This window comes from Antarcticimicrobium sediminis (assembly GCF_004348975.1).
Lineage (GTDB): Bacteria > Pseudomonadota > Alphaproteobacteria > Rhodobacterales > Rhodobacteraceae > Antarcticimicrobium > Antarcticimicrobium sediminis.
On record NZ_SMFP01000006.1, the window covers coordinates 134666 to 148147 of the forward strand.

At 61.2% G+C, this 13482-nt stretch carries 13 protein-coding genes; 7 read left to right on the forward strand and 6 right to left on the reverse strand.

The genetic code is table 11. The features are described from left to right. Positions 1–24: 24 nt before the first annotated feature. The 5 genes from E1B25_RS10945 to E1B25_RS10965 are packed head-to-tail and all read right to left on the reverse strand — an operon-like array spanning position 25 to position 5459. Entirely contained in the window at positions 25–1029 is a 1005-nt protein-coding gene (locus E1B25_RS10945) for an oligopeptide/dipeptide ABC transporter ATP-binding protein (RefSeq protein ID WP_132829218.1), read from the reverse strand. After that, a complete protein-coding gene (locus E1B25_RS10950; protein WP_245510685.1) occupies positions 1026–2012 on the reverse strand; it encodes an ABC transporter ATP-binding protein in 987 nt (328 codons plus the stop codon). Before E1B25_RS10950 ends, E1B25_RS10945 begins: the two co-directional genes overlap by 4 nt. Next, positions 2009–2908 carry an ABC transporter permease gene (locus E1B25_RS10955; protein WP_132829219.1) on the reverse strand — a complete coding sequence of 300 codons (900 nt, stop codon included), beginning with the start codon at positions 2906–2908 and terminating at the stop codon, positions 2009–2011. Before E1B25_RS10955 ends, E1B25_RS10950 begins: the two co-directional genes overlap by 4 nt. Further along, entirely contained in the window at positions 2905–3855 is a 951-nt protein-coding gene (locus E1B25_RS10960; RefSeq protein WP_132829221.1) for an ABC transporter permease, read from the reverse strand. The genes E1B25_RS10955 and E1B25_RS10960 overlap by 4 nt, the downstream gene beginning before the upstream one ends. Further along, positions 3855–5459 (reverse strand): ABC transporter substrate-binding protein, encoded by a 1605-nt coding sequence (locus tag E1B25_RS10965; RefSeq protein ID WP_132829222.1) that lies wholly within the window; start codon positions 5457–5459, stop codon positions 3855–3857. Before E1B25_RS10965 ends, E1B25_RS10960 begins: the two co-directional genes overlap by 1 nt. 216 nt (positions 5460–5675) lie before the next feature. Here E1B25_RS10965 and E1B25_RS10970 point away from each other — a divergent pair, with 216 nt between their 5' ends. From E1B25_RS10970 to E1B25_RS11000, 7 genes are all read left to right on the forward strand, one after another. Next, positions 5676–6338: a GntR family transcriptional regulator gene (locus E1B25_RS10970; RefSeq protein WP_132829224.1), complete on the forward strand. Its 663-nt coding sequence runs from the start codon at positions 5676–5678 to the stop codon at positions 6336–6338. An 18-nt stretch (positions 6339–6356) separates the two neighbouring features. Beyond that, on the forward strand, positions 6357–7181 hold the full coding sequence (locus E1B25_RS10975) for a sulfite exporter TauE/SafE family protein (RefSeq protein ID WP_132829226.1): 825 nt from the start codon (positions 6357–6359) through the stop codon (positions 7179–7181). 303 nt (positions 7182–7484) lie between these two features. Continuing rightward, positions 7485–8576: an NAD/NADP-dependent octopine/nopaline dehydrogenase family protein gene (locus E1B25_RS10980; RefSeq protein ID WP_132829227.1), complete on the forward strand. Its 1092-nt coding sequence runs from the start codon at positions 7485–7487 to the stop codon at positions 8574–8576. Further along, positions 8573–9550: a 3-hydroxybutyryl-CoA dehydrogenase gene (locus E1B25_RS10985; protein ID WP_132829229.1), complete on the forward strand. Its 978-nt coding sequence runs from the start codon at positions 8573–8575 to the stop codon at positions 9548–9550. The genes E1B25_RS10980 and E1B25_RS10985 overlap by 4 nt, the downstream gene beginning before the upstream one ends. Before the next feature lie 368 nt (positions 9551–9918). Further along, positions 9919–10797 carry a TRAP transporter substrate-binding protein DctP gene (gene dctP / locus E1B25_RS10990; protein ID WP_206338535.1) on the forward strand — a complete coding sequence of 293 codons (879 nt, stop codon included), beginning with the start codon at positions 9919–9921 and terminating at the stop codon, positions 10795–10797. An 84-nt stretch (positions 10798–10881) separates the two neighbouring features. After that, entirely contained in the window at positions 10882–11376 is a 495-nt protein-coding gene (locus tag E1B25_RS10995; protein WP_132829231.1) for a TRAP transporter small permease, read from the forward strand. After that, on the forward strand, positions 11376–12689 hold the full coding sequence (locus E1B25_RS11000) for a TRAP transporter large permease (protein WP_132829232.1): 1314 nt from the start codon (positions 11376–11378) through the stop codon (positions 12687–12689). The genes E1B25_RS10995 and E1B25_RS11000 overlap by 1 nt, the downstream gene beginning before the upstream one ends. A gap of 24 nt (positions 12690–12713) precedes the next feature. Here the strand turns inward: E1B25_RS11000 and E1B25_RS11005 are convergent, their stop codons facing one another. Further along, positions 12714–13448, reverse strand: a complete 735-nt coding sequence (locus tag E1B25_RS11005) for a GntR family transcriptional regulator (RefSeq protein WP_132829234.1) — start codon at positions 13446–13448, stop codon at positions 12714–12716. Positions 13449–13482 lie beyond the last annotated feature (34 nt).

Consider the following 13482-nt stretch of genomic DNA (forward strand, 5'->3'; position numbering starts at 1 on the left):
ATCGGGCCTTGTGCGGAATATGGGTCAGGCCTGCGTAATCGGGTGGATGCAAGCCACGGCCCGCCCAGAACCCAGTTTGCCGAGTTGCGGATCCTTTGATTGGCAATCTGATTGTGCCACCGGGCAGCGGGTTGAAAACCGACAGCCTTTTGGCAGATCAAGCGGGCTTGGTATCTCGCCCGGCAGCGGCTCGGATAACGGTTCGAAAAACTGTGGCGCGGCGGCGCGCAGGGCCGCAGAATAGGGATGCACAGGCGCCTTGAGCACGGCGTCCGTGGGTCCGGTCTCGACGATGCGGCCAAGATACATGATGGCGATTTCCTCACAAAGATAGCTTGCGACGCCAAGGTCATGCGTGATGAAGGCCAGCGTCAACCCCATGTCACGCTGCAACGATTGCAACAGCGTCAAGAGTTGCGCCTGCGTTGAGACGTCAAGGCCCGAGACCGCCTCGTCAGCGACCAAGACCGAAGGCTCCGAGGCCAGCGCGCGGGCAATTGCCACGCGGCGCACCTGGCCACCCGACAAGCCCGATGGGAAACGCTCGGCCGCGTCCGCGGGAAGGCCAACGCGATCCAGCAATTGGGCGATCCGCGCGGCTTCGCCTTCGCGCGGGACGATGTTGAAGTGGCGCAGGGGCTCTGCGATGATCGCCCCGATCGTCATGCGCGGGTCGAGCGATCCGCGTGCGTCCTGATAGACCATCGCCACGTCGCGGGCAAAACCGGTGCCCCGGGCGCGGGCCTCGCCGATTGGTTTGCCACGATAAAGCGCGCGCCCGCCGCTCGGCTTGTCGAGGCCAAGCAACACACGCAGCAGTGTGGATTTGCCTGAACCGCTTTCCCCGACGATCGCCAGAGAGGTGCCCTTGCGAATACTGAGCCGAACACCGTCCAACGCCCGAAGGCCCACGGTCTCGCGACTGAACAGGGGGCGTCCGGGCTTGGGAACCTCGAAAACCTGTTCGACCTCGATCAACTCAAAGATCGGTTGGACCGGTGCATCTGGTGCATGGGGGGGCAGGGTCATTCGGGATTCCAACAGGCAATATGGTGATCAAGCGGACCGGCGGCAGTCGCGCGCAAGGGTACAAGCGGCGGAGCCTCTCCCGCACAGCGGGGCAACGCGCGTGGGCAGCGAGTGGAAAATCGGCATCCGGGCGGCATCTGGGCATGGGACGGTACTGTGCCCTCGGGCGCGGTCAGGGTCTTTGTGCCAATCTCGAGCACGCAGGACTTGAGCTGCTGGGTGTAGGGGTGGCGATGGTGCTCCAACACATCATGTGCCGGGCCGCTTTCGACAACCTGACCTGCGTAAAGCACTGCAATCCGGTCACAGGACTGACTGGCAAGCGCAAGATCATGCAGCACGAAAATGCAGCTCGCGCCACGTTCACGGGTCAAGGTCAGGATCAGGCGGACGATCTGGGCCTGGATCGTGACGTCTAGCGCCGAGGTTGGCTCGTCCGCGAGCAAAAGATCAGGGCTGCCCGCCAAGGCAATGGCGACCATCACGCGTTGCTGCATTCCGCCCGAAAGCTGGTGCGGAAAGGCTGACATGCGCCCTTCGGGATCATTGATGCCAACAGAGGTGAAAAGCTCGATGGCCCTTTTGCGGGCCTCTGCCGTGGATAAGCCCTGCGTACGTCGCAGGGTCGTGCTGAGTTGACGCCCCACGGTATACGACGGGTTCAGGGCCGCGCCGGCGTCTTGAAAGATCATGGAAAGACGCTGACCGCGAAGCTTGACCATCTGGCGCTCCGTCAGGGCAAGCAGGTCGCCTTCGCCGGCAAGCTCGATTGTGCCCGCGACCTTGGCAGTGCCGAGCAGCCGCATGATTGCCACGGCGATCGTCGACTTGCCTGCGCCGCTTTCGCCCACCAGCGCCAGCGTTTCTCCTTGCCCGAGCGACAGGTTCACGCGGTCGAGGATCTTGGCCGCACCGCGATGAACCGTCAGATCCCGAAGGGTGAGGACGGGGGGCAGAGCCATGTCTGTCATGCGTTCTGTCATGGGTCTTTCCGAAGTTTGGGGTCGAACTCTTCCCGGATGCCATCGCCGACGATGGTGAGCGCGATCAGCAAAAGCGCCAGCGCAAAGCCGGGCATGGCCGACATCCAGGGGGCGAAGCTGACAAAGTCGCGGCCTTCGGCAATCATCAGCCCCCAGTCAGGGGTCGGGGGGGTCACGCCGATCCCGAGAAACGAGAGCGACGACGAGACAAGGATCGCCTCGGAAATACGGATTGTCACTTGTACGGCCAGCGGGAAAATGACGTTCGGCAACACGTGGCGCCAAACCACGCGCAGGTAGGGGATGGACATGAGTTGCGCCGCCTCGATGAAGAGCTGGACGCGAACCTGCAGGACGTCCCCGCGCACGGTCCGTGCAAAGGGCCCGATCATCGACAGCCCGACGGCGATCACCACCTTGTCGACGCCTTGGCCGAGAATCGCGATGAATGCCACGGCGAGGATAAGCGAAGGCAGCGCGAGGATCGCGTCGATAAGGCGCATCAAGGCCCATTCCGATCCGCCCCCGGACAACCCGGCGGCAAGCCCGATCACAAGACCGCCCGCCGCCCCGATCAGCACGGCGAAGATGCCGATGATCAAGGCAAACCGCGCGCCATAGATCACACGCGAAAGAATGTCCTGCCCATAGCTGTCGGTTCCGAACAGATGCCCGACCGTAGGCGGTTGCATCATGACGTTGAAATCCTGCTGCACAGGATCAAAGGGCGCGACCTGCGGCGCAAAGATCGCCGCCACCAGATAGGCCACGGCGACAATCAGGGCGATCGTAAAGAACGGACGACGGACAAAGACCGACCGGCGGGATCTGTTTGCCGTGTCGGGCGCTGCTGTCGGGGGCAGCGTGGTTGGGGCCTCGGGGGTTTGAATGCTCATTTGCGGGCCCTCAGCCGTGGATCGAGGAAGGGATAAGACAGATCGACCAGCAGGTTCACCCCGATAAACAGCGCCGCCGTCATCATGACTCCCGCCTGCACCACCAGGTATTCACGCCCCAGCACCGCCGAGGTCAGCATTTGGCCGATGCCGGGCAGGTTGAAGACGGTTTCGGTAAGCACTGTGCCCTGAAGCAAAACGCCCAGTTGCAGGCCAAGGATGGTGACCAGCGGCATCGCGATATTGCGCACGCCGTGGACCCAGACAACACGCCAGCTTGGCTCACCACGGGCGCGCGCGGCCGTGATATAGGGTTGTTCCATGACCTCGATCAATGTCGCGCGGGTCAGGCGGGTGATCATGGCAATGAAATAGGTGGAAAGCGTCAATCCGGGCAAGATCATGTGATAGATGCCCAGCCAGAAATTCTCCCAAGGGGAGACGTAGCCCATGACCGGAAAAAGCTGGAGTTTCACCGCGAAGAACCAAATCAGCAGGATCCCCAGCAGGAAGGACGGAAAGGCGGTGCCCGTCAGGGCAAGCACCGCAGACCCGGCGTCAAAAATAGTGTCTTTCTTGACCGCGGACAGCACGCCAAGGGGCACGCCGATCAAGATTGCGAAGGCAAGGGAAAAGGAGGCGAGCGTCAAGGTGACGGGCAGCGCCTCCTTGAAGGCATAGGTAAAGATCTCCGCGCGTGCGACATAGGATGTCCCCCAATCGCCTTGTACGAACCGTACAGCCCAATCCGCGTATTGTACGAGGAAGGGTTGATCGAGTCCGAGTTCGGTTTTGAGCGAGTCGTAGCTCTCCTGCGAATATTCCGACCCGAGCATGATTTGAATCGGATCGCCGGGCGCCAGCTTCAAAAGTCCGAAGCTGGCCACCGAGACGAAAAACAAGACAACGAGCGTCTGCGCGATCTTTCCCAGTGCCTGTAAGAGCATTAGTCGAGGCTCACGCTGTGCAGGTTGACGAGGTCGGCAGGGATGTATTTGAAGCCCTTAACCTTGTTTGAGAACACCTTGTAGATCGGCATATGGGCCATGACCGCAATGCCGGCTTCATCCATCAGCAGGTCTTCGGCTTTGTAGTAAAGCGCGCGACGGGCCGCCGGATCAAGCTCGACCTGCGCCTGGGCACAAAGATCGTCGAAATCGGTGTTGACCCAGCCGCCAAAGTTCCATGCACCGTCTGACTTGAACTCGGGGTACAGGGTCTCGTCAGGGTCAAGGTCAGCCACCCATTCGAAATCATAGAAATCAAAGTCAGACCCGTTGCGGCGCTTGACCCATGTTGCGGGTTCGACCAGCTCCAGCTTTGCCTTGATGCCGATTTTGGCCAACATCGGCGCGACGGTCTGGGCGATACGAGTGCCGACGGGGCCACGCTCGGCCATCATGTAGACGGCTTCGATTTCACCTTGGTTCGCGGCTTTGGCGCGGAACGCCTTGGCCTTGTCGAGATCATACCATTGGCCGCGCCCGCTGGTCGCGATGTTGGGATCGAAGAAATCGGTCATGGGGGGCGAAATCGGAGTGTACGCCAGTTGTGCGCGTCCAAAATAGGCCTGTTTCACGATCGTATCGCGATCAAGCGCCCAAGCCACGGCGCGACGCAGATTGATGTCATCGAAGGGACTGCGTTTGCAGTTCATGCCGACAAAGGTGTAGTTGCCCTCGATTTCGCCATAGAGAGTTGCGTTCGGGAAAGCTTCGATCTGATTGACCAACTGCATCGGGCAGTCCGTCATGCCGTCGATCTGTCCCGACATCAGCGCTGCGAGCGCGGTCGAGGCTTCGTTCATGAGAACGAAAGTTGCGCGTTCGAGTTTCGGCAGACCCGGTTCGAAATAGTCGGGGTTGGCCTCCAGTTCGATGGAGTCGTTCTCTTTCCATGACACGAATTTGAAAGGCCCGGTCCCCACGGGGTTGCGGCCGTAATCGGTGCCGTATTTTTGTACGGCGGCGGGGCTGACGATCGTGCCCGCGCGCCCTGTGGAGCCGTTCAACGCGACCGGCAGGAAGGCGTAGGGCTGTGAGAAAATCAGTCTGACAGTGAGCGGGTTGACGACTTCGATGCGATCCAGAAGTGCCAGTTTCCAGGCATGGGGCGACTTGGGCTTGCCTTCCTTGACGCGCAGCAGCGAAAATTTGACCGCTTCTGCGTCGCAGGGGGTGCCGTCGTGGAATTTCACGCCATCGCGCAGCTTGAAGACATGGGTCTTGTCATCCTCAAGATCCCATGTTTCGGCCAGATCGGGTTCGAACGTTACGTTCTCACCATCATAGGCAATCTTGAGCAGGCCATTGTGGATGTTGTTGATGATCTGGATCGAGGAGAGGAACCCGGTGAAGTGAGGATCCAGCGTGTCGATCACTTTGATCGAAGCGATCTTGATGTGTCCGCTTTGTTGGGCGCGGGCAAGGGAGGGCACGCTTCCGGTTGCGGCCGTTACGATCCCGGCCCCGAGTCCCTTTAGGACGGCTCTACGTCCGAAGCGCGCTGAGAGGCGGTCGGCGAGGGCTTTCTTGTGGTCGATTTTTGTCATTTTTTGTCTTCCCTGTTGGCATTGTCTCCTCCCAATATTCAGTTCGATCCGAGTTTCTACGCGGTGGGTTTCTTCCCAACTCGCGCGCCCCGACCGGTTTCGAGGCATTTTTCATCGAATCCTCCACTTCATTCGATGAGTTTGTAAATTCAGGTTGCAGTGACATGTATACAATAGAAAGCTAAAAGTGCACCAAACGGGACGACTGGGTGAGCAATGGCTATTCGTGCAGCAGATAGTATCTTCGAAACCTTGATCGATGAGATCATGGCCGGACAGATGGTGCCGGGTGAGCCATTGGTAGAGCAGACGCTCGCCGAGCAGTTCGGGGTGTCGCGCACACCCGTAAGAGAGGCGTTGCACCGGCTGGAGCAGGCCTGCCTTGCCGAGCGCGGGGCGCGGCGCGCCTTTGTGGTGCGGCGCATGGCGCCCGAAGATCTGGCCGAGCTGTTTGAGGCGACGGGCGAGATCGAGAGCACACTTGCCGCGCTCGCCGCGAAAAGAATGAGCGAGATCGAGCGGCGCAAGCTGGAGACGGTTCTGGACGAGGGCGACGCCTGTGACGACCCGGCGGCCTACAGCGAAATAAACAGCCGCTTTCACGAAATCATCAAATCAGGCGCTCGAAATTCGATCTTGGCCTCCACGCTGGACGAGTTGAATCTGCGTACGCTGGCTTGGCGTGCTGCGAATTTTCGTGAAGACAGTCGACGCTTGGCCTCCTCGCGCGTTGAACATCGCGGCATCACTCAGGCGATCCTGTCGCAGGATGCCGATACCACGCGGCGGCAAATGTGCAGCCACGTCGCCTCGTCCTACATCGTTTTGTCCGACATTCTCGCCCGGCGTTCACCGGACCGAAGCGGCCCGCAATTCTAGAAGATACAGGAGTATCCCATGCCCGACCTGACCCTGACGTTTGAGCTATTGTTGTTCCTTGTCGTTATTGGCGGCGGGGCGGGGGTGCTCGCGGGATTGTTGGGCGTCGGTGGCGGTATCGTTTTGGTGCCGGCCTTCTTCTTTACCTTCCAGATTCTGGGATACGATGGGCCGCAGGTGATGCAGGTCTGTCTGGCGACCTCGCTGGCCACGATCATCGTGACGTCCTTGCGCTCGGTGATCAGCCACAACCGCAAGGGGGCGGTCGACTGGAAGATTCTCAAAGGCTGGGGGCCGGGTATTGTTCTGGGCTCGATCGCAGGCGTGCTGATGGTCTCGTCGCTGCGGTCGGTCACTCTGCAAATGATCTTTGGCGTGCTGGCATTGATCGTCGGGGCCTATATGGCATTGGGCAAAAGCAGTTGGCGCATTGCCGAAGAGATGCCGAGCGGCATCAAGACCTATTTCTATTCGCCGGTGGTGGGTTTCTTGTCGGCCCTTATGGGCATTGGCGGCGGCAGTTTCGGCGTGCCGTTGATGAATCTGCACAATGTACCCATCCATCGGGCGGTCGCGACTGCGGCGGGATTCGGCATTTTGATTGCCGGGCCTTCGGCTGTCGGCTTTTTGTTCCTGAACATCGAGCCGGGTTCGCGCCCGCCGCTGACCGTGGGGGCGGTGAATATTCCGGCCTTTCTGGTGGTGATCGCCATGACGCTGCTGACGACGCCTTTGGGCGTGAAATTGGCCCATGCGATGAACCCGGCGCCGCTGAAGCGGGCGTTTGGGGCATTTCTGATCCTCGTGGCCCTGAATATGCTTCGCAAGGCGATGTTCGGCTGAACTTGGTGCGGCGCAATTGATCATGGCAGATGCGCTGCGCGCCCTCTCTCAACGTTCGCTTTACAAGCGACTGGCGGTCCGCTGGACGTTCTGACGCGCAGGCGTCCGCTCTGCCAGGCATTTCGCCAGACCGCACTGTTGTCGATTACTGCAGCAGGGAGTTCGCTGTATTTTGTAAAATATCATGATTTTATAAAATATTGTTGACCGGCCCCCCGAAGCCATCAAAGCTGTTCCTCAGAGAGGCACAGGGGTGATCGCGCGGCGCGCAGGGCCTGAAACCGACAGTGGATGAGGTGAGAGATGAAGATCGCTATTCTTGGGGGCGGCAATGGCTCGATCGCAGCGGCGGGGGATTTCGCGCTTGCCGGACACGAGGTGCGGCTGTGGCGGCGCAGCGCGTCGGATGTGGCCGAGCATGGCACGTTCGACGACACGATTACCCTGCGCGATGCGCAGGGCACCCGTAAGGGCAAGATGGCGCTGGTCACAAATGATATCGCCAAGGCGCTCGAGGGGGCCGAGTTGATCTTTTGTCCGATCCCTGCGACCGCGCATGACGACCTTGCGCCCGTGCTGGCGCCGCATCTGAAACCTGGTCAGGTGATCTTTCTGCCGCCGGGCACGCTGGGGACGATGATCTTGGCCAATGCCGCGCGCGATGCCGGCACGCTGAGCGGCGTCGCCTTCGCCGAGACCGGCACCTTGCCCTGGTTGGTGCGCAAACATGGCTTTGCCGAGGTCGTCGTCTCGACCCGTGCCGTCCGCCTGCCGACGGGCGTCTATCCGGTGGCGCTGACGGATGCCGCGCTGAAGGTCATCGACGCGGCCTTTCCCGGTGTGATCGAGCCTTGCGAGGATGTGCTTTCCGCTGCGCTGATGAACGCCGGGCCGATCATCCATCCGCCGCTAATCGTGATGAACGCAGGCCCGCTAGAGCATTTCGAAGCATGGGACATTCACAACGAGGGCACGCAGGCCTCGGTCCGCGCGGTCACGGATCAGCTGGACGCCGAACGGGTCGCCGTGCGCGAGGCCTTTGGCTATGGCGCGCCACATTTCCCGCTGGCGGATCACTACCACGACGATGGCGAGATGTGGATGTATGACCGCAAGAGCCGCGCCAACCTGACCGACAGTGGCGACTGGCGCGAAAAGATCGACCTGCACGCGCATCGCTACATGATGGAAGACACGCGGCTGGGACTGTCGCTGATCTGTTCGATGGCCAAGGTGGCCGGGGTCGATGTGCCGATCGCCGCTGGGTTGCTCGCGATTAGCGGTGCGATCAATGGCGTCGATTTCATGGAAAACGGGCGCGCGCTGGACGCCGTCGGCCTTGGTGGGCTGTCGCTGGAGGCGCTGAAGGCCGCCGCGCAAGGGCCTGCGGCATGAGCGTGCCAATTGCCTGTCTGGGCGCGGGCCGGATGGGGCGGGGCATTGCGATTGTCTTTGCCTACGCCGGCCATCCGGTCAGCCTGATCGATTTCAAGCCGCGCGAAGCAGAGGCGTTTGACGCACTGGCCAAAGATGCCCGCACCGAGATCACTGACACGCTGCAGATGATGTCGCGCTTTGGCATGTTCGATGCTGATCTGGTGAGCTCGATTGCGGCGCGCGTCAGTATCGTCGTCGAGGCAGAGGCGGGTGCGGCGCTGGCCACGGCGGCGGTGGTCTTTGAAGGCTTTCCCGAGGTGCCTGAGCTGAAGCGCGAGGCGCTGGCGCGGGCCGAGGCCTTGATGGGGCCCGAGGCGATACTGGCCTCGACCACCTCGACCATCCTGGTCGATGACCTGTCGGGGGCCCTGGCGCGACCGGCGCAGTTTCTGAACGCCCATTGGCTGAACCCGGCGTTTCTGGTGCCGCTGGTCGAGCTTTCGCCCGGTGCGTCGACTGATCCTGCGGTCACGGCGCGGCTGTCGGCGCTGCTGGAAGGGATCGGCAAGGTGCCGGTCACCTGTGCGGCCAGCCCCGGTTACATGATTCCGCGCATTCAACAGGTGGCGATGAACGAAGCCGCGCGCATGGTCGAGGAAGGCGTTGCCAGTGCCGAGGATCTGGAAAAGGCCATCCGTTATGGCTTCAGCTTCCGGTTCTCGGTGCTGGGGCTGCTGGAGTTCATCGACTGGGGTGGTGGCGACATCCTGTACTATGCCAGCGAATACCTGTCCAAGGCGCTGGAGAATGATCGCTATGCGGCGCCTGATGTGATCCGCGCGAACATGGAACAGGGGCGCATCGGGCTGAAAACCCGGCAAGGTTTTCTTAACTATGAGGGCATGGATGTGGCTGCCTACCGCGAAGACCGGTTGCGCGCGCTGGCCGGGCGACTGGCTGCCGAAGGGCTGATGATCCCGCCGGTGGCGTGAGGGCTTTGCCCCTCTCCGCCGATCACAAATCAGGCTGATTTTCAAAATAATGAGAAATCATGCAAATTTAATGAGAAATCATGCAAATTGGTTTGACTTCGGGCCGCCCGGGAAAAATCATCTGAGTGACATGATAGCAAAGGCTCGCCCCCTCTGAGGGGCGGGTCAATACAGGCCGGACAACAGGCCAGATCCCCCCCCCCAACAGGAAAGTGAATGACATGATCGAGAAGACCACTCATCGTCGACGGTCCCGCCTTAAGACAAGCATGATGGCGGCGGTTGCTGCGGGCGTCATGCTGTCGGGCACGTCCCTGCGCGCAGAAGAAGTTCTGAAGGCCGTAAGCGCCTTTCCTCTCCCGATGGTCTTGAGCCAGGATTTCCTGGAATTTGTCACAGACGTGAACGAAAAGGGCGAGGGGATCGTCAAGATCCAGTTGATGGGTGGACCCGAGGTCATGCCGTCGGCGCAACAGATCGATGCCGTGAAACGTGGGATCATCGACATTCAATACGGGCCTGCGACCTACCACCTCGGCTCGGCCCCCGAAATTGATGCGTTTGTCGGTGCCACCGTCAGCCCCGAAGAGGCGCGCGAGAACGGCGGCTTTGAGCTGATGCAGACGATCCTGCAGGACCGGTTGGGCGTGCGGATGCTGTCGATGGCGCAGGCGGGGCTGGAGTTCTATGTCTGGACCGTCGACAAACCCAAGATCAAGGAGGATGGCAGCGTCGATCTGAATGGGATGCGCCTGCGGTCGCAGCCGATCTACCAGTCGTTCTTTGAAGGGATGGGCGCGGTTCCGGTCTCGGTCGGGGTGCCGGATGTTTATACCGGGCTTGAGCGTGGCACCTTTGATGGTATCGGTTGGCCGATTGCCGGGGTGACCGATTTTTCTTGGGACAAGTATCTGAAATATCGCATTGATCCGGGCTTTTTCAATTCGGACCTGATCATCGTGATCAACCCCGAAAGCTATGCCGACCTGTCCGGCGAAGCCCGCGCGGTGATCGATCAAGCCGCTCTGGAGTATGAGCGTGACTCGCGTCAGCGGCTGGCCGAGCTTACCGCCGAGACCGACAAAAAGGTGCGCGATGCCGGTATCGAGGTGATCACGCTCGAAGGCAGTACGGCCACCGATTATCTTGATGGGGCCTTCGGCAGCGCATGGGCGCGGCTGAAAGCCTCGGACAGCACGCACTATGATGAACTGCGGGCCGCCTTCTATCCCAGCGACGCTGAGTGAAACCGCGCGCATAGCGCCGATTTCGACCCGTGGGGCAGGCCGCGAAGGCCTGTCCCCGCCCCCATGAAAAACAGGACGTTCCCCATGCTGGCCAGGCTATATGACCGCGCCATCTTTGGCCTTGCCGTATCAGGCGCGCTTAGTCTTTTGCTGACGACATTGATGATCGTCGTCGATGTGGTCCTCAGAAACACCGGATATCATCCGCTTCAATCCTCCAGCGCGCTGTCAGAATATGCGATGCTGTTTTCGACTATGGCCGCAGCCCCTTGGCTGGTGCGCGAAAACGGCCATGTTGCGATCACCGCTTTTGTCTCCATGATGCCGAGCAGGCTGCGCTTTGCCAACGGGATGGTGACGCAGGCGCTGGCGGTTGCGGTGCTGGCCCTGCTGAGTTGGCGCGCTGCGGTGATCGGGCTGGAAAAGGCGGCAAATGGCACGATGGACATGCGCTCCATCACTTTGCCCGCTTGGGTACTTTACGCGATGCTCGCGGTCGGGCTGGGGCTGATGGCGATGGAATTCCTGCGCTTGCTGCTCCGGCGCGAGGTCTATGCCGGTACTGCGGGGGCGTCCTGATGGAATGGTATATGGCCACGGCCCTGTTGCTGGGCGGACTGCTGGCGCTGATGTTCCTTGCTATGCCGGTCGCCATCGCCTTTCTGGCGATCAACGTGGTGGGGGTGCTGCTGTTCATGGGAGGCCTGAACGGCGTCGACCAGTTGATCGCCAATTCGACCGACTCGATCACCTCTTTCGCGCTGGTGCCGGTGCCCCTGTTCACCATCATGGGCGAGCTGCTGTTTCACACCGGGCTGGCAGTCAAGCTGTTTGATGCGCTGGACATGTGCTTCGGGCGGATCAAGGGGCGGCTTAGCTATCTGACCGTGGCGGGCGGCACGCTGTTTGCAACGCTTTCGGGCTCCTCAATGGCGAATACCGCAATGCTCGGGTCGACCCTGATGCCGGACATGCTGCGCCGGGGCTACAAGCCGCATCTGATCATGGGGCCTATCATCGCGACCGGGGGCGTGGCGATGATCATCCCGCCCTCGTCGCTGGCGGTTCTGCTTGGCTCGCTGGCGCGCATCGACGTTGGCGCGCTGCTGATTGCCGGGCTGATCCCGGGGCTGGTGCTGATGGCGATGTTCGTCGCCATGATCCGGCTGCAGATCGCGCTCGACCCGGACGCCGCGCCGCAATACGCGGTGGAGCCGCATTCGCTTGGCGAGATCCTGCGTTCGCTCGCCCTCAACGTGCTGCCGATGAGCCTTGTTGTCTTTTGCGTCATTGGGTTGATCTTGCTGGGCTGGGCGACACCGACGGAATCCGCGGCCTTCGGGGCGCTGTCGGTGGCCATTCTGGCGGCCATCTATGGCAAGCTGAGCCGGGCCGCGCTGATGAAGTCGATGATGGGCACGCTCAAGGTCTCGGGGATGATGCTGATGATCATCATCGGCTCGACCACGTTTTCGCAATTGCTGGCGTTTTCCGGGGCCTCGTCGGGGCTGATCAGCTTTGCCACCGGGTTCGATCTGGGCCATTTCGGGATGCTGGCGGCGATGCTTGTGGTGCTGCTGGTGCTGGGCATGTTCATGGATCAACTCTCGATCATGATGCTGACCCTGCCGGTCTTCATGCCACTGATCGCGCTGTATGATATCGATCCGATCTGGTTCGGCGTGACCATGCTGTTGGCGCTGGAGATGAGCCTTGCCACGCCGCCCTTCGGGTTGCTGTTGTTTGTCATGGCCGGGGTGGCCCCCAAGGGCACGACACTGGGGCAGATCGCACGCTCGGTCCTGCCGTATCTGGCCTGCACGCTGGTGCTGATCCTGCTGCTGGCGATGTTTCCAGGGTTGGCGACATGGCTGCCGGGGCTGATCGACTAGGCTGTGATCTGTCGCGCGTAGTCCTCAGGTGCCGCGCGCGACTTCGTCCTCACCGTTCAGCAGGCTCTCGATGATCTCACCGGTGCGGCGAAAGCCCTTGGCCATCATCGCCACGGCCTCGTCTTCGCGCCGGGCCACGGCAAGTGCGGCGATCTGCTTGTGTTCGGCGAGATAGGACTGCTTGAGGAATATATTGCCGCCTTCGGTGGTGAAATAGGGCCAGCGATAGCGCTGCGTCTGGTTGTACAGCTGGGTGGAGAACACCGTCATCCAGTTCGATCCGCTGGCGCTGATCAGCGCCCCGTGAAAGGCGCGGTGACGGTCTTCCAGCTGGGTCGTCTGCTCCTCTGTCGCGGCGTGGCCCAGCTTGAGGTTGCGCTCAAAACAGACCGAGAGCTTGTGGAGGGAGCCCATGACCCGTCCCTCCCAGTCATCATCTCCGGTGCGGATCGAGCGGCGGAATGCCTCGCAATCAATCAGGATGCGGGTCTCGATGGCGTCCCACATCTCGGTCGTCGAAATCTTGGTCACGCGGAAACCACGTGCGGCGTAGGAGACGACCAGTTGCTCGCTTTGCAACCGGTTCAGAGCCTCGCGCAGGGGCGAGAAGCTGAAACCGTAGCGGTCCTTCAGCGCCTGAAGGCGCAGCGGGCTGCCGGGGCGGAACTGCCCCTTGAGGATATCGAGGCGGATCCGGTCATAGGCGAGCTGCCCCAGGGTCTGATCAGAGGAACTCTCTGCGGTATTGTCCGACGGCATCTGCGCCTCCTGGGTCGGGCCCTTCTGGGGCCGC

Coding starts and splice junctions, on each gene's coding strand:
- E1B25_RS10945 (WP_132829218.1), bottom strand. CDS start 1,029: ATGACCCTGCCCCCCCATGCACCAGATGCACCGGTCCAACCGATCTTT.
- E1B25_RS10950 (WP_245510685.1), bottom strand. CDS start 2,012: ATGACAGAACGCATGACAGACATGGCTCTGCCCCCCGTCCTCACCCTT.
- E1B25_RS10955 (WP_132829219.1), bottom strand. CDS start 2,908: ATGAGCATTCAAACCCCCGAGGCCCCAACCACGCTGCCCCCGACAGCA.
- E1B25_RS10960 (WP_132829221.1), bottom strand. CDS start 3,855: ATGCTCTTACAGGCACTGGGAAAGATCGCGCAGACGCTCGTTGTCTTG.
- E1B25_RS10965 (WP_132829222.1), bottom strand. CDS start 5,459: ATGACAAAAATCGACCACAAGAAAGCCCTCGCCGACCGCCTCTCAGCG.
- E1B25_RS10970 (WP_132829224.1), top strand. CDS start 5,676: ATGGCTATTCGTGCAGCAGATAGTATCTTCGAAACCTTGATCGATGAG.
- E1B25_RS10975 (WP_132829226.1), top strand. CDS start 6,357: ATGCCCGACCTGACCCTGACGTTTGAGCTATTGTTGTTCCTTGTCGTT.
- E1B25_RS10980 (WP_132829227.1), top strand. CDS start 7,485: ATGAAGATCGCTATTCTTGGGGGCGGCAATGGCTCGATCGCAGCGGCG.
- E1B25_RS10985 (WP_132829229.1), top strand. CDS start 8,573: ATGAGCGTGCCAATTGCCTGTCTGGGCGCGGGCCGGATGGGGCGGGGC.
- E1B25_RS10995 (WP_132829231.1), top strand. CDS start 10,882: ATGCTGGCCAGGCTATATGACCGCGCCATCTTTGGCCTTGCCGTATCA.
- E1B25_RS11000 (WP_132829232.1), top strand. CDS start 11,376: ATGGAATGGTATATGGCCACGGCCCTGTTGCTGGGCGGACTGCTGGCG.
- E1B25_RS11005 (WP_132829234.1), bottom strand. CDS start 13,448: ATGCCGTCGGACAATACCGCAGAGAGTTCCTCTGATCAGACCCTGGGG.